Below are 20,534 nucleotides of genomic sequence, written 5' to 3'. Positions count from 1 at the left end.
CTGCGGGATCAGGATGCCCTCCGCTAGGCCTCCGCGCGAGGCCTTTCGATCTCCGCGCAGAGCGCCCGGGTGAAGTCGCCTGTGCTCGCGGCGCCGCCAAGGTCGCGCGTGCGCACCTGGCCGGCCCGGTAGAGCGTCGTCAGCGCCCGCTCGATCCGATCGCCCGCGTCGTGCTCGCCGAGGTGCCGCAGCATCATCACGGCGCTCTGCACGAGCGCCGTCGGGTTCGCGTAGCCCTTGCCCGCGATGTCCGGCGCCGACCCGTGCACCGCCTCGAAGACCGCCGCGTCGTCGCCGATGTTCGCGCCGGGCACGATCCCGAGCCCGCCGACCAGGCCGGCCCCGAGGTCCGAGAGGATGTCGCCGTAGAGGTTCTCCGTCACGATCACGCCGAGCCGGTTCGGATCGCGGACCATCGTCATGGCGGCCGCGTCGACGATCATCTCGCCGAGCTGGATCTCGGGGTGCCCCACGGCCACCCGCCGCGCGCAGTCGAGCGCGAGGCCGTCGGAGATCTTCATGATGTTCGCCTTGTGGACGATCGTCACCTTGCTCCGGCCGTGCTCCTTCGCGTACCGGAACGCGAACTCCGCGATGCGCGTCGAGCCCCGCTCGGTCGTGAGCTTGATGCTCTGGGCCACGCCGGGCAGGATCATGAGCTCGAGCCCGGCGTAGAGCCCCTCGGTGTTCTCGCGCACGATGACCATGTCGACGTCGAACCGCGTGTCGACGCCCGGCAGGCTGCGGATCGGCCGCACGTTCGCGTAGAGATCGAGCGTCTGCCGGAGCGTCACGTTGACCGAGCGGAACCCGCCCCCGATCGGCGTCGTCACCGGGCCTTTCAGGGCGATCCGGTTCTTCCGCACGGCGTCGATCACGGGGAGGGGGAGCGGCGATCCGGTCAGCTTCGCGACCTCGATGCCCGCGTGGTGGATCTCCCAGTCGACGGCGACGCCGGCGGCGGAGACCACATCCTGAGTCGCCGTCACCACCTCCGGGCCGATGCCGTCGCCCGGGATCAGCGTGATGCGATAGGCCATGGGCCGTCCCAATAGCAGGTGCGCAGGCGGGAACAATGGACAAGCGCACCCGTGTTGCGATGGCGCATACACGCGCCGCGTCAGCGCGCCGCGCCTGGCTGACGCGGTGATGGGACGCGGCGACGGAGAGAGGCGCACGAGGCAGCGGGTCGGGCGGCTCGATACGGCCTTTTACAATCGCGCGCGACCTCGGTAGGGTACGCCTCCGCACGGCCTGACAGGCCGCTGTCCCCTGGAACCGGGCGCGGGCCGGGCGATCGGCCCCAGCTCATGTTCACCAACTAGAGTGAAGGAGCGTGCTCATGCACCCTCGTGTCTTGAAAGGTCGCAGAACCGCTTTCGCGGCCTTCCTGCCTGCCGTGATCGCGTCGTCCTCGCTGGGGTGCGGCTACTCCGAGGAGGAGTGGAAGGCCCAGCTCGACAAGTACAACCGCCTTCAGAGCCAGCACCAGACCACGGAGGGCCGCCTCGCCGAGACGCAGAAGGAGCTCGAGGCGACCCAGGCGAAGGTCGCGGAGCTGACGAAGCAGCTCGAGGCGGCCGGGGTCGACATCAGCAAGCTGAACGAGAACCTCCAGGCGACGAGCACGCAGGTGTCGCAGCTCAGCTCGACGCTGGAGGAGCGTGAAAAGGCGCTCGCCGAGTTCAAGGCCCGCGCCCGCCAGCTGGAGGCGATCAAGGCGCGGTTCGAGACGCTCAAGAAGAAGCTGGACGAGCTCACGAAGCTCGGCCTGGCGGTGAACATCCGGAACAACCGGATGGTCATCTCGCTGCCGGGCGACGTCCTCTTCGACTCCGGGCGCGAGACGCTGAAGAAGGAGGGCAAGGAGATCCTCCTCAAGATCGCGACGGTCGTCAAGAACGACAAGTCGCTGCTCCAGCGCGACTACCAGGTCGCCGGCCACACGGACAACAAGCCGCTCGCGGGCGGCCAGTTCCGCGACAACTGGGGCCTGTCGCTGATGCGCGCCCGCGAGGTGCTCGTGTTCCTCGTCAGCCCGGCCGACGTCAAGGGCGGCGGGGGCGCGCTCCCCGTCGCGAACTGGAGCGCGGCGGGCTTCGCGGACACCGATCCGGTCGCGACCAACGACACCGACGAGGGCCGGCAGAAGAACCGCCGCTGCGACCTCATCGTGGTCCCGAGCGTCGAGGAGATGCTCGACCTCCGGGCGATCACGCAGTAACCCGCGACCTCGCTGCGCGCGCCGCCGCCCGCGGCGCGCTCTTCGACGGTCGCGTCCGCGCCGTCAGGTCGGCTCGGGTCAGCTCTTGTGTCCGCCGCCCGGCGATGGCCGGGCGGTCCTGCGAAATTCGCTCGGCGTCTGGCCGGTGACGGCGCGGAACGCGGCGGCGAACGCGCCGAGGCTCTGAAAGCCGACGTCCAGCGCGACCTGCGTCACGCTGGCGTTCGGGCCGGAGAGCAGATCGATCGCCCGGAGCACGCGCGCGCGGGTGACGAAGCCGCGCCACGTGACGCCGGTCTCCTCGCGGAACCGTCGCCGCAGCGTGCGCTCCGTCGCCCCCGCGAACGCGGCGGCCCGCGAGAGATCGGCGCTGGAGACGTCGCGGAGCGCGCACTCGATCGCGCGCTGCACCGGCCGCGTCCTGCCGCGGGGCAGCCGGTACGTGGCGCCGCGATCGAGGAGCGGGCCGATGATGTCCGCCATCGCCGCGAAGAACGTGTTGGCCGCGGCGTCGTCCGGACGCCGCGCGACCGGCCAGCGGCGCGCGTAGATCACCATCTCGCGCAGGAGCGCGGGGATCTCGAAGATCCTCACCGCCGTGAGGGGGGAGGGGAACGCGGCGGGCTCGAAATAGATCGAGACGATGGACGCATCGCCGCAGGTGGTGGCGTGCCGCTCGCCCGCGGGGATGAGGGCGGCGAGCTGCGGGGGGAGCAGGAAGGACGCGTCCTCGACCTCGAGGCGCGCCGTGCCGGCCAGCGGGCAGAGCAGCTGGTGCCGCGCGTGGGTGTGCCAGCCGTAGGCGGCTCCCGGCAGCTCGTCTTCGTAGGAGAACGCGCGCGCGCCGGCATGATCGAGCCCGAGGCGCGCGAGGTGCTCGGTGGTCTCCGTCGGGGTCAGGACGCGGGCTTGCAAGGCGTGGCCTCTCGGCGGTGATCTTTGTCCGTTCGCCGGCAGCCGTAAAGCCGAAGAGCGTCCACCCTCGAACGCCATGAAGCAAGCCACTCCCACGGCGCACGATGCGTTGATACAGGAACAGTTCACCCGCCAGGCCAGGCCGTTCGCCGAGGTCCAGGCCCACTCGGCGGAGTCCGCCATGGGGCTGCTGCTCGACGCGCTCGCCCCGGCGCCGGGCGACGCGGCCCTCGACGTGGCCTGCGGGCCGGGGATCGTCGCCTGCGCGCTGGCCCAGCGCGTGGCGAGCGTGCGGGGGCTCGACATCGTTCCGGCGATGCTGGACGAGGCGCGGAAGAGGCAGGCGAGCCTCGGCCTCTCCAACGTCACCTGGGAGCTCGGCGACGCGAGCCGGCTGCCCTATCCGGACGAGAGCTATCGCCTGGTCACGACGCGCTACAGCTTCCACCACCTGCTGGAGCCGCTCGTGACGCTGCGCGAGATGGCCCGCGTGTGCCAGAGGAGCGGGCGAGTCGCCGTGATCGACGTGGCGCCCGCCGAGGACAAGCAGGCAGCGTACGATGCCGCGGAGAAGATCCGCGATCCGTCGCACGCGAGCGCGCTCACCGAGCGGGAGCTCCGAGCCCTGTTCGACGCGGCGGGGCTGGAGATCGAGACGACGACGCGGTACCGGCTCGAGGTGGAGCTCGAGGCCGCGCTCCGGGCCTCCTTCCCGGAGCCCGGCGGAGCGGACCGGCTCCGGGCCCTCTACCGCGCCGACGTCGGCGTCGATGCGCTCGGCGTGGGCGCAGAGCTCCGGGGGGATGAGGTCCACTTCGCGTATCCGATCGTGATCCTGGTGGGCCGGAAGCGCGGCTGAGCCGAGAGGCACCTTCTGCCCAGCGACTGGATCGAGGCGCCAGGACTCCGCAGCTCAGGGGAGCGGCGCGGCCGGGCAGGAGGGGTCGGTCGTCGCCTCGACGTCGTCCACATGTAAGGCCTCGTCGTCGAGCGGCGCGTCGCAGGTCCCGCTGGCCTTTATCTTGAACGAGAGCTGCTGGGGCCTGCCCGCCGTGCGCGGATCCAGGCAGATCGTCTGTTGCGTCCAGCGCTCGCTGGCCGCCAGGGCGCCCCCTGGCGTCGAGGAGGCGGTCGCCTCGAGGAGGTGGCTCGTGCGGTACCAGAACTTCAGCGCCGGACCGGCCGTCCCCTGGGGCTCGGGGACGGTGAACACGGTGGAGGCCGAGGGCTCGCGGCACGGCTTCCGCACGGACAGCGAGAGCGAGACGTCGCCGGCGTGCGCGGCCGCCGAGTCGACGGCGAGCCTGGCGCTGCCGCGCGCCGGGTCCTCCGCGTTGAGGACCCATGTCGGCGAGAGGCCGGCGTCGGCGCCGTCGTTCTCGAAGCCGGGGTCGAAGAGCGGCGCGTCTTCGGGGCAGCGGTCGTCAGAGACGATGGCGAGATCATCCACCGTGAAGTCCCGCTCGTTCTCGTCCATGCAAGGCTGGCTGTGCCGGTTCCGGAAGGCGAACGCGAGGCGGTGCGCCATGCCGAGCGCCCACCGGGGCAAGCAGGCATGCGAGACCCGCGCCTCGCCCGTGCCCGTCAGGGCCGTCAGCCGGTGCGCGCTCAGCATCACGTCGACGATCGCCCCGGGGCTGCCACGGCTCCAGATGCGGAGCGCCGGGCTCGGCAGCGCGGCGGACGGCAAGGGCGCCGACAGCGTGCCCTCGAGCGAGGGAGCCTGGCAGAACCGTGTGGTGGCGAGATGTCCACCCTTGCCGCCGCCCTGGCCCAGGCCGCCCCCGATCTCGGAGACGCCGCTCTCGGGGGTCGCCTTCCAGCCGGCGGCGCCTGCTTCGAAGTCGCCGTTCAACACCTGGCCAGGCTGCGGGCACTCGTTCATTTCATCAGGCTGAAGGGCGACGTCATCGAACGTCAGCGTGAAGTCCTGTCCGGCGCCCTCATCGCACAGGGGAGAACGCCGGGCGGGCCCGAGGAGCAGCTCGATCGGCCTGCCGTAGGCGCGCTCTCCCAGGCACACGCGTTGCGGGGCAAAGGACGAAGAGGGCATGAGATCGAGGTCGGTGAACCCTCCGTCGATCCGGACCCCGACCCCCGGAGGGCCGAGGCAGTCCATCGCGAGCTCGCAGCCGATGCGCGCGGCGAACGTGAGGAGGAGCGGGCCGACGCACGCGAGGTCCGGCAGCGAGAGGCGCTGATAGAAGCCGGCCATCTGGCACACCGCTTCTCTCCCGATGATGCCGGCCCCCGGGTTGCCGTTGCCCTCGATCTCGGGGGAGACGAGCGCTTCCCCTGTGGTGAACCACGTATCCGAGCGCTGGAACGACGGGTCCTGCAGGCCTCCCCGCCAGTCGCAGTCGCCGTGGACCGTCGCGTCATCATCGGCGCTGGCACACTCCGAAATACAACCGCTGTCTGCGCAGCAGAGCCCGTCGTCGCACCGACCCAGAGGCCCGCACGGACAGCCTTCCTCACCAGGAGGGCAGTCGGCGCCCCCGCCCGCGTCCTCGACGCCTGCGCTCTCGGCGCCGCCCGCGCCCTCGGCGCTGCCGTCGCCTCCCGCCCCGTCTGCGCCCGCCACGCCCGCGGCTGCGCCGGCGGAGCCCTGCTCCGTCCCGGAGCAAGCGCTCGCGAATGCGCCAAGCACGGCAGCGACACAGCAGGTCAACGGGCGTGACCATCCCATCATCAATTCAAGCTAGCGGCCGAATCCCGCGATCGCAAGGTAGATAGGATGTTTCCTTTTTTTCGGGCGAGACATCGAGATAAGGAGAACTCTCAAGTCGTATCGGGCGAAGCCGGAGACGCGGACGTCCGCACGCTGAACTCGAGCCCATCGTGACGCGGGCAAACATCGGTTGAGGAAGCGCAGCGAGCGCGAGCGTCCGAGAGGCGGGCGCGCCCGGCGGCTCGTCGTGCGAGCGCAGGAGTGTCCGCGAGAGCTTTGCGATGCGAGCCGGGCGACGACGCACCGCGTACTTGGCCCCGCGCCGAGCGCGTCAGCCGCCGGATGCGGCGCCGAGCGCCGTGGAGGGCACGAGGCTCGAGACGGGGCTCCCCCCGGCATCCGCGCCGAGGAAGGCCTGCAGCTCCGCGAGCAGCGGACCCGACTCGCCGACGAAGGGCAGGTGATCGACGCCCGGCAGCTCGACGTAGCGCGCGCCGCGGATGCGGCCGGCGAGGTCGCGCCCGGCCGCCGCCGGGACGGCTCGATCGCCGGCCCGGTGCAGCACGAGCGTGGGGGCGCTCACACGGCTCAGCGCGGTCCGGACGTCGGCCGCCGCGTGTGCCCGGAGCATGCGCGCCGCCCCGCCCGGGCTCGCGCCGTGGCGCAGGTACGCGGCCCAGAAGCGCCGGAACGCGCCGTCATCCGCCGCGGACGGGGCAAGGCGATCGAGGAAGAGCGGCTCGCCCCAGCCGCTCCGCAGCGCGCGCTCGGCCTCCTCGGCGTCCTCGCCGGCGAGCCCGAAGAGGCACCCCGGCCAGGCAGACATCTGCGCCGCGCTCCCGAGCGCGATCAGGGCGCGCGCCCGAGCCGGGTGAGCCGCCGCGAGCAGCGCGCACGGCGCGAACCCGGCGCCGACGCCGAGGAGCGCGGCGCGCGCCACGCCGGCCGCGTCCAGCACCGCCAGCAGATCCTCCGCCTGTTGCTCGGCCGGAACGCCCACGCCCTCGCGCTCGCTCATCCCGGTGCCGCGCTGGTCGAGCACGATGAGCCGCGCCCACGCGCCGAGCTCGGCGAAGAACCGGGAGATGAGCGCGCCCTCCCACGCTGCCTCCACGTGTGTCACCCACCCCTGGACCAGCACCAGATCGATCGGCCCGCCGCCCGTGGTCTTGTAGGCAAGGCTCGCGTCGGCGCTCGTGGCGAAGCGGGTCTCCGCCGCGTGCAGCCGCGCGGGCGCCCGCGTGGAGGAGACCGCCCCCTCCCGCGCGGCCTCGAGCCCGCGCCGCATCGCCTCGGCGACCTGCGCGTACGCGCCCGCCCACGCCCGCGCGGTGGTGGGCGCCCACGCGTCTCCTTCGAGCTCCTCGAGCGCCTCGAGCAGCGCGCGGCCCACGGCGTCGAAATGCTCGGGCAACGCGGCGTACGCCGCGTGGCGGCGCCCGAGCGCCTCGAGCATCTCGACCAGCTTGTCCGGCGCGCGCAGGTTGTCGATCACGAGCTGCAGCGCCGCGGCGAGCTTGAGCCGCTGCTCGCGCATGTCCGGCGGGAACAGCGCCCGGAGCGCCGGCTCGCGGGCGAAGAGCCGCTCGTAGAAGCGCGTCACGAGCGCCTCGGCGCGCGGGGCGAGGCGCTCGAACGAGGCGCGCACGACGTCCGCGCCAGCGTCCTGCGCGCTCGCGGGGGACGACGCGTGGCGCACGATCTGGAACGCCCGGCAGAGCGCCTCGGTCTCCTCGAGCGCGGCCTGCACCTCCTCGGCCGACGCGAAGCGCGCCTCCGGCTCGCGCAGGACGCAGCGATCGATGACGGCCGCGAGCATCTCCGGGACGTCGGGGCAGATCGAGCGCAGCGGCGGGAGCGCCCGCGCCGTCACCCAGCTGGCGATCGCGTGCACCTCGAGCCCCGCGTGAGGCAGCCGGCCCGCGCACAGCTCGTAGAAGACGAGCCCGAGCGCGTAGACGTCGGAGCGGGGCGTGCCGGCGGTGCCCGCCCAGAGCTCCGGCGCGAGGTAGAGCGGCGTGCCCATCATCATGCCGCCGTCGGTCAGGCTCGCGGTCCCGAGCGCGGAGGCCGCGTCGAGCGCCACCGGGATCGCGGTCGTCAGGGCGGACATGTCCGCGAGCGCCCACGGCGCGGGCGCGACGGAGGCCTTCGGCGCGGCGCGAAGGCCCGCGTCGAGGGCGACGGCGCCGGGCCGGTCGGCGAGCTTGGCGAGGCCGAAGTCGAGCAGCTTCACCTCGCCGCTCGCGTCGAGCATCACGTTCGCCGGCTTGATGTCGCGGTGGAGGACGCCCCGCCGGTGCGCCGCGGCGAGCCCGCGGGCGAGGCCGAGCGCGAGGCGCAGCGCGGACGGCCACGGGAGCGGCTTCGGGAGCAGCTCGAGCGGCTCACCCTCGACGAACTCGTAGGCGATGTACGGCCGCCCGCGCACCTCGCCGATCCGGTAGACGGCGACGACGTTGGGGTGCTGGAGGCGCGCGATCGCGCGGGCCTCGACGCGCAGCCGCTCGATGGTCCTGGGATCCGGGCTGTCTGCCGCGACGAACTTGAGCGCGACGGGCCGGTCGAGGACCTCGTCGTGGGCGAGGTACACCTGCCCCATGCCCCCGCGGCCGAGCGGCCGCACCACGCGGTAGTCGTCGAAGGTCGAGGGCGGCGTCCAGGAGAGCGGGGGCGGCGGCGGCAGCTCGCTCTCGCCGAAGCGCTGGTGCGTCGCGTGGAGGAAGAGCGGCGCCTCGAGGTCGCTCTCGCTCGGGCGCGCCGAGATCCGCGCGCGGCAGCTGTTGCAGCCGGCCACGTGCCCGCGGATGCTCGCCGCGTCGTCGTGCGGTAAGTTGCCCGCGAGCCAGGTGGCCAGGGCGTCGTCGGACGGGCACGGGGTCATGCGCTGCTGTTCTCCGGAGCGGCATTCTCCGTGCGCGCTGTGGGCAGCGCAATGGCCGCGCGGGCTCTGCCGCGCTGCGCTGCCCCGCCGTCGTGAGAGTCAGCACCTGTGCGCCTGTCGTGCCCACGCCGCGCTGGAGAGCGGCGCGAGCGCGCTCGCGCGCTGGACCGGCGCCGCCGCGGTGTCACGCTCGCGGAGAGCGATGAGCGACCCGAAGCCACCGCCGAGCCCAGCGCCCCGGTCGGAGACGGTGCGGCAGGCGCTCCTGGAGGAGCTCCGCAGGGGAGCGGCGACCGCGTGGGAGCTCTCCACCCGCCTCGGGATGCGGGAGCGCGACGTGGCGCCGCACCTCGAGCACCTCGCGCGCTCGTTGCGCGCGCGCGGCGAGCGGCTCTCGGTCGCGCCGGCGCGCTGCCTGCGCTGCGGCTACGCGTTCGACGAGCGGCGGTCGCTCGCGAAGCCGAGCCGCTGCCCCGCGTGCCGAGGGGAGCGCATCGAGGCGCCGCGGTTCCGGATCGACGCAGGCGAGGGGTGAGGCTCCCGGGCGGCGGCGCTCCTCACAGGGTCGGCCGGTCGGGCGGCTCCGGGCGCCCGCGCCGCGCGGCGCGGGCCTTCACCTCGCCGAGCAGCCGCGGGCCCGCGCGCTCGCCCGCGCCCGCGAAGAAGGCGCGGGCCTGGGTGAGGTCGCCGTGCGCCGCGTAGAGCTCGACGAGCTCTCGCTCCGCGGCCTCGTCGATCGTCGCCTCAAGCGAGCCGGCGCGCCCGGGGCCGAGCTGCACGATCGCGCGCAGCGCCCTCATGGCCCCCTCGGCGGCGCCTCGGCCGCCGATGCCCCGCAGGCTCCACGACTTCACGTAGAGCGCGCGCTTGCGCAGCGGCGCCCCCGCGGCGCCGCGGAGCGCGCCGTCGCAGGCGCTCACCGCCTCGTCGAGGTGTCCCGCGGCGAACGCCAGGTCGGCCAGCGCGAGGTAGGCCTCGGCCGCCTCGCCGGACGCCGGGTGCTCGAGGGCGAGCTGGCGCAGCCGCGCCTCGGCGCCGCGCGCGTCCCCGCCGTCCTGGAGCGCCCGCGCGAGCGCGAGGAGCGCCCGAGGCCGCTGCTCCGCTGCGCGCAGCGCCGGCGCATCGACGAGCGCGGCGTAGGCCGCCGCGACGCCGGCCCGCAGCCGCGCGGCCTCTGCTTCGAGCGCCGCCCGCCGCGCCGCGCCGCGCGCGCCGTCCGCGCCCGCCTCCGCGGCCTGGTCGAGCACGAAGAGCTGCACGCCGATCACGCGGTAGCGCCCCGCGAGCGACTCCGCCTCACGGAAGAGCGGCTCGGCCGCCGCGCTCGCGCCGGGGTCGGCGCCGCCGCGCGCGGCGGGCGCCGGAGCTCCCGTGCTCGCGCCGGGGTCGGCGCCGCCGCGCGCCGCGGGCGCCGGCGCGCCCTGCGCGGCGCACCCCGCCGAGGCGAGGGTGAGCGCCATGAACGCGGCGACCCGCCCCGCCGCGGCCCTGCGCCGCTCCGTGATACTGCTGGCGGCCTTCGCTGCGCGCTCCACGACCCGTGACACTTCTTCTCCTCGTGACTCGCCGCCGGCAGAGAGGGCGAAACGCCGCGCGCCTCGTGCCGAACGGCCCGGGAAGATAACCGCGGGCGCCCCAGGGACCAGGGCAATCCACGGCGGACGCGCCGATTCTCTCCGTGAACCGCGCGGAGAACAGCGCCTTTCGAGCGCTCTGCGCGGCGGCACACACGCGGCGCGCGCGGGGCGGCGCGACGCGCCGCAGAGCACGCACCTCCAGCACGCTCCGCCTCGGCCCATCCATTGCGTCTCGGCCTTCATCGTCCCGCGCCCGGACCGGCGCTTCACACCGGGCGGGGGCGTACCCGGATGGAGAGTCACGACATGGCGACAAAGGTGAACTGCCTCCCGTTCACGATCCCCACGATGCCGCGCCTCGGGCTCGCCGACCTGGAGGCGCGCTTCCGGCGCCTCTCGCTCCTCATGTACGACACGAAGGTTCCGATCGCGACGCTGGAGAAGGAGGTCTATCCCTACCTCGCCCGCGGCATCGAGTTCGTCAATCCATGGCGGCGCGTGCGCGGGATCGAGACGTACCAGGTCGGCCTCTCGGGATCTCGCGTCGGCGTCCGTTTCGACCTCGACATCTCCCAGCTGGACGTCCAGCTCTCCGAGCCGCGTGACGCGGGCCGTACCCTGGTCGACAGCACCTTGTACCTGAGGCTGTTCCCGCGCTGCGCGTATCCCGTGCGGCTGATCCTGACCTACGATTTCTGCATGATCGACGGCGGCGAGAGCTTCGAGATCACGCGCATCGAGGAGATGTGGCGCATCGGGGACATTCTTCGGAGCGCTCCGCTGCTCGGCCGCTCCTACGATGTCTTCCGGTCCTGCTCGGGCTACCTCTTCACCGGCGCGCTGCTCCTGTCCCGCGCGGTCGCTGTCCGTCCCTGAACCTGAACCTCACGAGGAACGTCCGGGTTGACGAGATCCGGACGCCGCGATACACATGTCCACGTGAGCGCCGGCTTCACCGCGACCACGACGACCACGACCCGCACCGGCGGGATTGGTCTCGTGTGCGTGCGGTGAGCTGACGAGCATACGAGGAACCAAGCCCCGCCGGGATCCGGACGGGGCACGTCGCTTTGCAGCGCTCCGTCTGGCCGGCCACCGCCGACGGAGACTGACATGCTCGACGAAGACGATCATCGTTATCTAGGCCAGCGCCTCGACCTGTTCCACATCCAGGAGGAGGCGCCAGGCATGGTGTTCTGGCACGCGCGCGGGTTCACGCTCTATCGCCTCCTCGAGGAGGCGGTCCGGCGCCAGATGATGCGTGACAGCTATCGAGAGGTCCGGACGCCCCTCATCCTGCGACAGGCGATCTGGAAGGCCAGCGGCCACTGGGACAATTTCTCCTCGAACATGTTCCGGCTGCACGAGGAGGATCAAGCCGCCGCGATCAAGCCGGTGAACTGCCCGGGTCACATGCAGATCGTGGCGCGCATGGCGCCTTCGTACCGGGATCTCCCGCTGCGTATCGGCGAGCTCGGCATGGTGCACAGGGACGAGCCGAGCGGCACGCTCCACGGCCTCTTTCGCCTGCGCCAGTTCACCCAGGACGACGGCCACATCTTCTGTGTCGAGGAGCAGGTCGAGGCCGAGGTCGTGCGCTTCGCGAGCGCGCTGCGCGACTTCTATGCTGGCTTCGGCTTCCGCGACATGGTGGTCGGCTTCTCGACCCGCCCCGCCGAGCGCTCCGGGAGCGACGGCGTGTGGGACAGGGCGGAGGCGGCGCTGTCCGGCGCGGCGAGGAGCGCGGGGCTCGAGTACAGGCTGCAGCCCGGGGAAGGGGCCTTCTACGGGCCCAAGCTCGAGTTCGTGCTGCGCGACCGGCTCGGGCGGAGCTGGCAATGCGGCACGATCCAGCTCGATCTCGTGCTGCCGGAGCGCTTCGACATCACCTATGTCGACGCGTCCGGCGCGCGCCGGCGACCCGCCATCCTGCACCGCGCCCTGTTCGGCAGCGTGGAGCGCTTCCTGGGCATCCTGCTGGAGCATTATCGGGGCGCGCTGCCGCTCTGGCTGTCTCCCGAGCAGCTCGTCGTCGCTCCTGTGACGGACGCGCAGCGCGCCTATGCCGAAGAGGTCCTCCTCGACTTCCAGCGCAAGGGGGTGCGCGCGATCCTCGATGCAGGGGGCGACACGCTCTCGCGGAAGATCGCCATTGCGCACGCGGCGGCGATCCCGCTCGTCGCGGTGATCGGAAGACGCGAAGCCGAGCGCCGCTCCGTGACGATCCGTGAGCGGGAGGGCGGGCAGCAGCGCGAGCTTCTGCTCGAGGAGGCCGTTGTCGAGGTGGCGCAGCGGTGCGCGCCGCTCGCCTGAGCGCGGGCCGGCGATCGCTCGGAATCGACGAAACCGACGGAACCGAACGCCGGTCCGCGTGTCGGAATGTCCCCGGCGCCCTGGTCGTCTCCGGCCGGGGACACCCCGACAACCCTCGTTTTACTCACGGAGCAGCACCATGGGAACTCTGCCGCCCGGGCCGAAGTCGCTCGGCCTCGTGGATACCATTCGCGCAGGATTCTTCTCCTCCGAGCCCGTCTTCAGGCGCTACGCCGCCGAGTACGGTCCCACATTTCGCGTGAGGTCGCCGAACGGAGTGCTGACTATCACGGGCGATCCGCAGGCCATCCGCGCGGTCTACGCGGCCGACCCCGACGAGTTCGATGTCTGGGGCGTTCAGCTGACGGAGCCGGTCTTCGGGACCTCGTCGGTGGTCGTGACGGCGGGCGCGCGGCACCGACGCGATCGGCGGCTGCTCGCCCCGCCGTTCAACGCCGGAGCGATGCGGGGTTATGGCGGCGCGATCGCGGACATCAGCCTGGACGTGGCGTCGCGGTGGCGGCCGGGTCACTCGTTCTCGATGCTCGCGGCGACCCAGGCGATCGCGCTCGACGTGATCGTCCGCGTGGTCTTCGGCGTGAGAGGCGAGGCGCGCGTCGGCAGGACCCGCGAGGCCGTGCTCGGGCTCATCGAGTCGCTGAGCCGGAGTTTCATGATCCTCCCTGCGCTCCGCCGCGATTTCGCCGGCTTTGGCCCCTACGCGCGCCACAAGCGCGCGGCCAGGGCGCTCGATGCGCTGCTCTTCGAGGAGATCCGGGCAAGGCGCGCGGAGGGGGACGCTTCGCAGGACATCCTGGGCCTGATGATGAGCGCCCGCCACGACGACGGCGCGGGCATGAGCGACGTCGAGATAGCGGACCAGCTCCGGGCGCTCCTGTTCGCTGGCCACGAGACGACGGCCATGTCGCTCGGGTGGGCGATGTACTGGCTGCACCGCGAGCCGGCCGTGCTCGCGCGCCTCTGCGAGGAGCTCGACGCGCTCGGCCCTGCGCCCGAGCCGGACGCGCTCGCGTCGCTGCCCTACCTGGAGGCGGTGTGCCTGGAGGCGCTCCGCATCCACCCGCCGGTGGTGGACGTGGCCCGCGTCGTGAAGAGGCCGTTCCAGCTCAAGGACTATACCGTTCCGGCCGGCGAGGCGATCGCCGCCTCGCCGCTGCTCCTGCACGGCCGCGAGGACCTCTACCCGTCGCCTCAGCGATTCCGCCCTTCGCGGTTCCTCGAGCGGAAGTTCACGCCCTTCGAGTTCATCGCCTTCGGCGGCGGCGCCCGCCGGTGCCTTGGCGCGGCGTTCGCGATGTACGAGATGATGGTCGTCCTCGGCACGATCCTCGGGAGATACAGGCTCCGGCTCGAGAGCCAGGCGCCCATTCGACACGTGCGCCGCGGGCTCACCATGGGGCCGAGCGGGGATGTGGCGATGATCCTGGAAGGGGAGCGCGAGCGAGCGAGCGCGGAAGGCCGCGCGGCTGCGGTCCAGGGCAGCCCGGCGGAGCCGGCGCTCCGGCCCGCCGCGCCGCAGCCTGCAGGGCGGTGCCCGATGGGCTTCTCCTGAGCGCTTCTCACCGGGGCTCCTCGCGACCGGAGCTCCTGCACCAGCATCGCTCGTAATGAGCGGCCCAGTCGTAGACCGCGCGCAGCGGCGCGGCCTCCACGTGGTAGAGCCGCGAGCGCCCCTCCCGGCGGGGCGCGACGAGCCCGGCGTCCCGCAGCACCCTGAGGTGCTGCGAGATCGCCGACTGGGTCACGTCGAACATCGCGCACAGCTCGGTGACCGAGCGCTCCCCGCCGGCCAGCGCGTCGAGGATCGCGCGCCGCGTGGGGTCCGCGATCGCGCGGAACGTCTCGTCCGGGGAGCGCGCGTCCGTCACCTCACGTCACCTCACGCCGCCGCGCGCCACCTCGCGCCACATCACGTCGCCGCGGGGAAGTGCTTCTTGGCGCCGGCGTCCAGCTCCTCCTGCGTGGCCGCCTTCTTCCGCGTCGCGAGCGACCAGCGGTGGCCGAACGGGTCGGTCATGATGCCGTATCGGTCGCCCCAGAACATGTCCGCGAGCGGCATCTCGACATTGGCGCCCGCCTCGACCGCGCGCTTCCAGGTCGCGTCGACGTCGGGCAGATCGAGGTGGAGCGTCACCGCGGTGCCGCCGAACGCCTTCGGCGTGCGGCTCACCCCGCCGCACTGTTCCGGGAAATCGTCGCTGAGCATCACGAGGCCGCCGTTCACCAGGAGGGCCGCGTGGATGAGCTTCTTGCCGTCCGGCGTCGGCTGTTCGGCCACCACCGTCGCGCCGAACGCGCGCTTGTAGAAGTCGATGGCCGCGCGGGCGTCGTCGACCGTCAGGTAAGGCGAAATCGGGGGAGGAGCGGGGGGTTCGTGGCTCGTGGTCATGCGCCGCACCATATTAGTAACCTCTAATATGTCAACGACCGGCATGACGGCGAGCTCGCCCGCTCATGGACGGATCGCGACCGTCCTTGGCGACGGGATCGCGCGCGGCGCCGCGAGCGCGCTCGATCCGTCCGAGCGTCGCGGTGGCGGCGGTGCAGCGCCGCGCGGAATCGCGGGCGCGCTGCACGGAATCGCGGGCGCGGCGCGCGGGAGCGGGCGAGCGGCGCCGGGGAATTCGCGTGCGAGGAGATCTGATCACCCTCTACGCTGAGCGCCTCCTCGAACCGCGAAGGTTGCCATGAGCGATGACATCGTCGAGCTGACCACGAAGCACACGTACGGCACCTGGCGCGCCCAGCGCGGCTGGAAGCCGATCCATGTCACCCGCGCGGAGGGCTGCGCGTTCTGGGATGCGTCCGGCAAGCGCTACCTGGACCTGTCCTCGCAGCTCATCTGCTCGAACCTCGGCCACCAGAACGAGGCCGTGATCGAGGCCATCTGCGCGCAGGCGAGGCAGCTCGCCTACATCAGCCCGGCGCACACGTGCGAGGTGCGGGCCAGGGTGGCGCAGAAGCTCCTGGAGGTGATGCCCAAGGGGCTGGACAAGTTCTTCTTCGCGACGTCGGGCACGGAGGCGAACGAGGCGGCGTTCAAGATGGCCCGGCTCTACACGGGCAAGCACAAGATCATCGCGCGCTACACGTCGTACCACGGGTCGACCGCGGGCTCGGTCGCGGCGACCGGCGACTTTCGCCGCTGGTTCATCGAGCCGGCCGGCAAGATCCCGGGCGTGGTGTTCGGCCCGGAGGTGAACTGCTACCGCTGCCCGCTCGGCCGGAGCCACCCCGAGTGCGGCGTCGCGTGCGCCGACTACCTGGCTTACATGATCGATCACGAGGAGAACGTCGCGGCGGTGATCGTCGAGCCGGTCGTGGGCACGAACGGCGTCCTCATCCCGCCGGCCGATTACCTGGCGAAGATCGCCGAGGTCGCGCGGAAGCGCGGCGTGCTCCTCATCGCGGATGAGGTGATGAGCGGCTGGGGCAGGACCGGAAAGTGGTTTGCGGTCGATCACTGGGGGGTGGTGCCGGATATCCTGACGACCGCGAAGGGCGTGACCAACGCGGCCGCGCCGCTCGGGGTCGTCGCGACCTCCCGCGCGATCGCGGACTACTTCGACGACAACATGTTCGCGCACGGCCACACCTACGAGGCCCATCCCCTCACGCTGGCTCCGGTGATCGCCGCGATCGACGAGTATCGCCGGCTGGACCTCCTCGAGCGCGCGACGAAGATGGGAGACGTCGTGGGCGCGAAGCTCCGCGCCCTCAAGGAGAAGCACCCCTCGATCGGCGACGTGCGCGGGATCGGCCTGTTCTGGGCGGTGGAGCTCGTGAAGGACCGCGCGACCAAGGAGCCGTTCAACGTGCCGCAGGACAAGGCGGCTCGGCGGCCCCTGGTGGTCGACGCGGTGGTCGCCGAGGCGGCGAAGCGCGGGGTGTCCGTCATGGGGTGGGTGAGCCACCTGCTCGTGGCGCCGCCGCTCATCATCAGCGAGGCGGAGATCGACGAGGGGATCGCGGCGCTCGACGCGGCGCTCGACGTGGCGGACCAGCGGCTCTCGGCCTGAGGACGTCGGGCGCGACGCGGCCCTTCACGGGCCGCCGGAAGAGCACGTCTGTGGCTGCGGCGAGCGCGCCCGGCGAAGGGGGGCGCGGCGACGTGCTAGGATCGTGGGCATGACTGCACGCACGAACGGCCTGCCGACCCGTCCGCCCCGGAACACGGGGCCGATCGAGCTGCGCGATTTCGGCCCGACCGGCCGCCGTCTGGGCACGCCCGACGACTGTTACGACGGCAGCCCGTGGGAGCTGCACCGCGGGGAGCTGATCGAGCAGATGGGGAGCAAGGACATCCATGGCATCGTGATGGCGCTCCTCGCGGCCCTCTTCCGCACGCACGCGCGCGAGGGCTTCACGGTGATGACCGACGTGTACTGCGATCTCAGCGACCCGGGGGGGCCGTCGCTCCGGGCGCCGGACGTGGTGGTGGTGGGCGATCTCTCGTCGCCGCGGAACGACGCCTACCGCGGCACGCCGCTGCTGGCCGTGGAGATCCGGGGCACGCAGTCGAGGCGCTACCTCGAGGAGAAGGTGAAGCTCTACCTGGAGCACGAGTGGCCGTGGGTGTGGATCGCGCACGCGGAGCGGCGGGAGCTCGAGGTCGTGCGGCCGGGGACGGCGTCGATCACCTACCGTCCGGGCGCGGAGGTGCCCCTCCTGCCGGAGCTGGGCAAGCACGGCCTCGGCGCCGTGCCGGTCGCGGCGCTGTTCGAGGAGCGCGACGCGGCGCGGTTCACGGACGAGTGGGTCGAGGCGCGCACCCAGGCGCGCACCCAGGCGCGCGCGATCCTCGCGGTGCTCTCGGCGCGGGGGCTCGCGGTGCCGGAGGCGGTGCAGGCGCGGGTGCTCGCGTGCGACGAGCCCGCGGCGCTGGAGCGATGGCTGGCCAGCGCGGCGACGGCGGCGAGCGGGGCGGTGTTCGCGGCGGCCGTGGATCGAGGGTGAGCCGACGGCTGTCCGCGGCTCGGTAGGGGCGCCGCCCCCGCTGTGATCACCGCGACGGCGGCGCCGAGCCGCCCGCGCACGCGGCGGCGCGCGCGAGGAGCAGGTCGCGCTCGCGCGTGTTGCGCGTGAGCGACGCCGCGCGCTCGAGCTCCACGCGGGCCTCGTCGAGGCGGCCGAGCTTCGCGAGGAGGTCGCCGCGCACGCTCGGCAAGAGGTGGTAGCCCTCGAGGGAGCGCTCCGAGGTGAGCGCGTCGACGACGGCGAGGCCCGCCGCCGGGCCGAACGCCATCGAGAGGGCGACGGCGCGGTTCAGCTCGACGACGGGCGACGGCGTGACCTGGGCGAGCGCCGCATAGAGCGCCGCGATGCGCGCCCAGTCCGTCTCCGCCGCGGCGCGCGCGCGCGCGTGGCAGGCGGCGATCGCGGCCTGGAGCGCGTAGGGACCGCGCGCGCCGCCGAGCGCCTCGGCGCGCTCGAGCGCGGCGAGGCCGCGGCGGATCAGCAGGTGATCCCAGCGCGCGCGGTTCTGATCCAGGAGCAGGATAGGCTCTCCCGACGGGCCGACCCGCGCCCTGGAGCGCGACGCCTGGATCTCCAGGAGCGCGACGAGGCCGTGGACCTCTGGCTCCTTCGGCACGAGCTCGGCCACGATGCGGCCGAGGCGGAGCGCGTCCTCGCAGAGGGCAGGCCGCATCCAGTCGCCGCCGGCCGTCGCGGAGTAGCCCTCGTTGAAGACCAGGTAGATGACCTGGAGCACCGACGAGAGGCGGGGCGCGAGCTCGGCCCCGCGGGGGACCTCGAAGGGGACGCGCGCCTCGGCGAGGGTCCGCTTGGCGCGGACGATCCGCTGGGCGACGGTCGGCTCCGGGACGAGGAACGCGCGCGCGATCTCCTCGGTCGTCAGGCCTCCGAGAAGGCGGAGCGTGAGCGCGACCTGCGCCTCGGTCGAGAGGACCGGATGGCAGGCCGTGAAGACGAGGCGCAGGAGGTCGTCGCCGACGTCATCGTCGAGCGCGGCGTCCAGATCCGGCGCGGCCAGCGCGTGCTGGGCCTCGATCTCGTGGCCGAGCTCCTCGTGCTTGCGCTCGAGCCGCTTGCTCCGGCGGAGCTCGTCGATCGCGCGGCGCTTCGCGGTGGCCATGAGCCACGCGCCCGGCTTGTCCGGGACGCCCGACTCCGGCCACCGCTCCAGCGCGGCGACGAGCGCGTCCTGCGCGAGCTCCTCGGCGAGGCCGACGTCGCGCACCATCCGCGCGAGGCCGGCGATGAGCCTGGCCGACTCGATGCGGAAGACCGCGTGGATGGTGCGATGCACATCGGGGGCCGTCACGGCGCCCGATCAGAACACCTTCCGCCGCCGGCGCAAGCCCTCCGCCGCCTGCGCGCGCCCCGAGGCGCGCGGGGCTACTTCTTCTCCGCCGTCTGCGCGCGCAGGCGCTCCTCCTGCTCCCTGAGCTCGGGCGTGAGCGCAGGGCCGAAGTCGTCCGCCGTGAACACCTGGCGGATCTCGATCTCGGAGTCTTCGTACATCGGGTTGGGACAGCGCTTCACCCACTCGATCGCCTCTTCCTTCGACTTCACGTCCCAGATCCAGAAGCCCGCGATCAGCTCCTTCGTCTCGGTGAAGGGCCCGTCGACGACCGTCCTCTTCTCGCCCGAGAACCGGATGCGCGCGCCCTTCGTGCTCGGGTGGAGCCCCTCGCCCGCGACCATCACGCCGGCCTTGACGAGCTCTTCGTTGAACTTCCCCATCTCGGTGAGGAGCTGCTCGCTCGGCATGACACCCGCTTCGCTGTCCTTGGTGGCCTTGATCAGGATCATGAATCGCATGGTCGTGTCTCCTTGCTTCCGTGGTGGAGCTGGGCTCCGGAGGGTCTCTTGCCCGGGGCGAGCCGTGGCTTCATCGTCACGACGAACGGCGGTGCGCGGGATCGACACGCCGGGCGATCTTTTTTTGAGATGCTATCAAGTATGCGTAATTCCTGTTGATTATGGAATTGGCCCGCCGGCGGCGCCGGTCCGGGCCCTCAGAAGCGGCTGCGCAGCAGCGCGCCGCCGCCGCCCGGCAGGATCGCGGGCGCGAGGGCGACCGAGCTGCGCTCCTCCGGCGCCGTCAGGAGCAGCACAAGGCCAGCGCCGATCCCGGCGAGGCCGACGGCGCCGAGCACGGTGCTCGCGGTGGTGAGCGTCTGGCCCCGCGAGCTGAGGGACATGCCGTCGTCGCTGCACCGCGAGGGATCCGGGCATTCCTTCTCGAGGTCGCCCTTCGTGCCGAGCGCGAGCCCGCCCGTGATGAGGCTCCCGCCCACGGCCGCGGCGCCGACGCCGCCGATGACGAAACCGAGGGTGCGCCTGAAGCTCGAGGGAGGGGGCAACGGGGGAGGGGAAATGGCGGGCGAGCCCGGGGAGATCGCGGGGGCCTGCGGCGCGTCGGGTACGGGGACCGGAGGCGGCGCGGCGGCCGGCGGCGGCTCGAGGCGCACGACGTTGCGCGCACCCTCCGCGAGGGTCACGGGCGCGTCGGTCTGCCGGCCTCCGGGCCATCGCGCGACGACGCCATGGTTCCCGGGGTCGAGCGGGAGCTCGTTGCCGATGCTGGCCTGCGGCAGCGGCGCTTGATCCAGGAGCAGCTCCGTCGGCGCCGGTGCGCCCTGCGCGAGCTCGATGACCAGCTTGGGCAGGCGCGGCTCCAGCTCCCTGATGCGTTGCTCGGTGATGGGCAGACGGGGATCGCCCGATGTCAGCTGCGTGAGCAGCTCCTTGAAGTGCTGCCATGCGCTCGCCACGCGCCCGAGGTCCGCTTCACACTGGGCCAGGTTGAACAGCGTACCGCGCGACGGATAGGTCGCCTGGCTCCGGCGGAAGAGCGGAATCGCGCGCACGCAGTCTCGCGCTTCCACCGCTGCGCGGCCCTGCTCGAAGAGCTCCTGTGCCTGGGCCTTCGGATCATTGGGCTGCGCGGAAGCCGGGGGG

18 protein-coding genes are annotated in these 20,534 nt (G+C 72.6%); 8 read left to right on the top strand and 10 right to left on the bottom strand.

The features are described from left to right. Positions 1 to 23 precede the first annotated feature (23 nt). Positions 24 to 1,040 carry an isocitrate/isopropylmalate dehydrogenase family protein gene (locus WMF14_RS34800; RefSeq protein WP_272095353.1) on the bottom strand — a complete coding sequence of 339 codons (1,017 nt, stop codon included), beginning with the start codon at positions 1,038 to 1,040 and terminating at the stop codon, positions 24 to 26. A 302-nt stretch (positions 1,041 to 1,342) separates the two neighbouring features. On the opposite strand from WMF14_RS34800, the gene WMF14_RS34795 reads away from it, so the two are divergent. Beyond that, positions 1,343 to 2,224, top strand: coding sequence for an OmpA family protein (locus WMF14_RS34795; protein WP_437793205.1), 882 nt, complete (start codon positions 1,343 to 1,345; stop codon positions 2,222 to 2,224). Positions 2,225 to 2,302: 78 nt separating this feature from the next. Here WMF14_RS34795 and WMF14_RS34790 read toward each other — a convergent pair whose 3' ends face one another. Further along, positions 2,303 to 3,139 (bottom strand): AraC family transcriptional regulator, encoded by an 837-nt coding sequence (locus WMF14_RS34790; RefSeq protein ID WP_437793203.1) that lies wholly within the window; start codon positions 3,137 to 3,139, stop codon positions 2,303 to 2,305. 76 nt (positions 3,140 to 3,215) lie between these two features. Between WMF14_RS34790 and WMF14_RS34785 the strand changes: the two genes are divergently transcribed. Then, a complete protein-coding gene (locus tag WMF14_RS34785; RefSeq protein ID WP_437793201.1) occupies positions 3,216 to 3,998 on the top strand; it encodes a class I SAM-dependent methyltransferase in 783 nt (260 codons plus the stop codon). Positions 3,999 to 4,052: 54 nt separating this feature from the next. Here WMF14_RS34785 and WMF14_RS34780 read toward each other — a convergent pair whose 3' ends face one another. Both WMF14_RS34780 and WMF14_RS34775 read right to left on the bottom strand, forming a co-directional pair. Next, the gene (locus WMF14_RS34780) at positions 4,053 to 5,789 is read right to left on the bottom strand and encodes a hypothetical protein (RefSeq protein WP_437793199.1); all 1,737 of its coding nucleotides are present in this window, start codon (positions 5,787 to 5,789) and stop codon (positions 4,053 to 4,055) included. A 352-nt stretch (positions 5,790 to 6,141) separates the two neighbouring features. Next, entirely contained in the window at positions 6,142 to 8,694 is a 2,553-nt protein-coding gene (locus tag WMF14_RS34775) for an alpha/beta fold hydrolase (protein WP_437793198.1), read from the bottom strand. A 202-nt stretch (positions 8,695 to 8,896) separates the two neighbouring features. On the opposite strand from WMF14_RS34775, the gene WMF14_RS34770 reads away from it, so the two are divergent. Beyond that, a complete protein-coding gene (locus WMF14_RS34770; protein WP_437324296.1) occupies positions 8,897 to 9,229 on the top strand; it encodes a transcriptional regulator in 333 nt (110 codons plus the stop codon). Between the two features lie 22 nt (positions 9,230 to 9,251). On the opposite strand, the gene WMF14_RS34765 is transcribed toward WMF14_RS34770, so the two are convergent. After that, positions 9,252 to 10,241, bottom strand: a complete 990-nt coding sequence (locus tag WMF14_RS34765; RefSeq protein WP_437793196.1) for a hypothetical protein — start codon at positions 10,239 to 10,241, stop codon at positions 9,252 to 9,254. A gap of 336 nt (positions 10,242 to 10,577) precedes the next feature. On the opposite strand from WMF14_RS34765, the gene WMF14_RS34760 reads away from it, so the two are divergent. The 3 genes from WMF14_RS34760 (at position 10,578) to WMF14_RS34750 (ending at position 14,157) form a co-directional block, all read left to right on the top strand. Then, positions 10,578 to 11,147 (top strand): hypothetical protein, encoded by a 570-nt coding sequence (locus WMF14_RS34760; protein ID WP_437793194.1) that lies wholly within the window; start codon positions 10,578 to 10,580, stop codon positions 11,145 to 11,147. A gap of 237 nt (positions 11,148 to 11,384) precedes the next feature. Then, a complete protein-coding gene (thrS, locus tag WMF14_RS34755) occupies positions 11,385 to 12,584 on the top strand; it encodes a threonine--tRNA ligase (RefSeq protein ID WP_437793192.1) in 1,200 nt (399 codons plus the stop codon). Between the two features lie 139 nt (positions 12,585 to 12,723). Continuing rightward, positions 12,724 to 14,157, top strand: a complete 1,434-nt coding sequence (locus WMF14_RS34750) for a cytochrome P450 (protein ID WP_437793190.1) — start codon at positions 12,724 to 12,726, stop codon at positions 14,155 to 14,157. 7 nt (positions 14,158 to 14,164) lie between these two features. Here WMF14_RS34750 and WMF14_RS34745 read toward each other — a convergent pair whose 3' ends face one another. Both WMF14_RS34745 and WMF14_RS34740 read right to left on the bottom strand, forming a co-directional pair. After that, positions 14,165 to 14,473 (bottom strand): ArsR/SmtB family transcription factor, encoded by a 309-nt coding sequence (locus tag WMF14_RS34745; protein ID WP_437793188.1) that lies wholly within the window; start codon positions 14,471 to 14,473, stop codon positions 14,165 to 14,167. Positions 14,474 to 14,514: 41 nt separating this feature from the next. Beyond that, complete coding sequence (locus WMF14_RS34740) at positions 14,515 to 14,994, bottom strand: VOC family protein (protein ID WP_272095340.1); 480 nt, start codon at positions 14,992 to 14,994, stop codon at positions 14,515 to 14,517. A 298-nt stretch (positions 14,995 to 15,292) separates the two neighbouring features. On the opposite strand from WMF14_RS34740, the gene WMF14_RS34735 reads away from it, so the two are divergent. After that, entirely contained in the window at positions 15,293 to 16,624 is a 1,332-nt protein-coding gene (locus WMF14_RS34735) for an aminotransferase family protein (RefSeq protein WP_437793186.1), read from the top strand. Positions 16,625 to 16,733: 109 nt separating this feature from the next. After that, positions 16,734 to 17,561, top strand: a complete 828-nt coding sequence (locus WMF14_RS34730; RefSeq protein ID WP_437324290.1) for a Uma2 family endonuclease — start codon at positions 16,734 to 16,736, stop codon at positions 17,559 to 17,561. A 46-nt stretch (positions 17,562 to 17,607) separates the two neighbouring features. Here the strand turns inward: WMF14_RS34730 and WMF14_RS34725 are convergent, their stop codons facing one another. From WMF14_RS34725 to WMF14_RS34715, 3 genes are all read right to left on the bottom strand, one after another. After that, positions 17,608 to 18,891: an RNA polymerase sigma factor gene (locus tag WMF14_RS34725; RefSeq protein ID WP_272095337.1), complete on the bottom strand. Its 1,284-nt coding sequence runs from the start codon at positions 18,889 to 18,891 to the stop codon at positions 17,608 to 17,610. A 74-nt stretch (positions 18,892 to 18,965) separates the two neighbouring features. Beyond that, the gene (locus WMF14_RS34720; RefSeq protein ID WP_272095336.1) at positions 18,966 to 19,391 is read right to left on the bottom strand and encodes a YciI family protein; all 426 of its coding nucleotides are present in this window, start codon (positions 19,389 to 19,391) and stop codon (positions 18,966 to 18,968) included. Between the two features lie 197 nt (positions 19,392 to 19,588). After that, positions 19,589 to 20,443: a tetratricopeptide repeat protein gene (locus WMF14_RS34715; RefSeq protein ID WP_437793183.1), complete on the bottom strand. Its 855-nt coding sequence runs from the start codon at positions 20,441 to 20,443 to the stop codon at positions 19,589 to 19,591. Between the last annotated feature and the right edge of the window lie 91 nt (positions 20,444 to 20,534).

The sequence above is a fragment of the Sorangium sp. So ce693 genome (assembly GCF_051521375.1).
Classification (GTDB): Bacteria; Myxococcota_A; Polyangia; order Polyangiales; family Polyangiaceae; genus Sorangium; species Sorangium atrum.
This window is presented reverse-complemented; position numbering and strand designations above follow the sequence as displayed.

Coding starts and splice junctions, on each gene's coding strand:
- WMF14_RS34800 (WP_272095353.1), bottom strand. CDS start 1,040: ATGGCCTATCGCATCACGCTGATCCCGGGCGACGGCATCGGCCCGGAG.
- WMF14_RS34795 (WP_437793205.1), top strand. CDS start 1,343: ATGCACCCTCGTGTCTTGAAAGGTCGCAGAACCGCTTTCGCGGCCTTC.
- WMF14_RS34785 (WP_437793201.1), top strand. CDS start 3,216: ATGAAGCAAGCCACTCCCACGGCGCACGATGCGTTGATACAGGAACAG.
- WMF14_RS34775 (WP_437793198.1), bottom strand. CDS start 8,694: ATGACCCCGTGCCCGTCCGACGACGCCCTGGCCACCTGGCTCGCGGGC.
- WMF14_RS34770 (WP_437324296.1), top strand. CDS start 8,897: ATGAGCGACCCGAAGCCACCGCCGAGCCCAGCGCCCCGGTCGGAGACG.
- WMF14_RS34760 (WP_437793194.1), top strand. CDS start 10,578: ATGGCGACAAAGGTGAACTGCCTCCCGTTCACGATCCCCACGATGCCG.
- thrS (WP_437793192.1), top strand. CDS start 11,385: ATGCTCGACGAAGACGATCATCGTTATCTAGGCCAGCGCCTCGACCTG.
- WMF14_RS34750 (WP_437793190.1), top strand. CDS start 12,724: ATGGGAACTCTGCCGCCCGGGCCGAAGTCGCTCGGCCTCGTGGATACC.
- WMF14_RS34740 (WP_272095340.1), bottom strand. CDS start 14,994: ATGACCACGAGCCACGAACCCCCCGCTCCTCCCCCGATTTCGCCTTAC.
- WMF14_RS34735 (WP_437793186.1), top strand. CDS start 15,293: ATGAGCGATGACATCGTCGAGCTGACCACGAAGCACACGTACGGCACC.
- WMF14_RS34730 (WP_437324290.1), top strand. CDS start 16,734: ATGACTGCACGCACGAACGGCCTGCCGACCCGTCCGCCCCGGAACACG.
- WMF14_RS34720 (WP_272095336.1), bottom strand. CDS start 19,391: ATGCGATTCATGATCCTGATCAAGGCCACCAAGGACAGCGAAGCGGGT.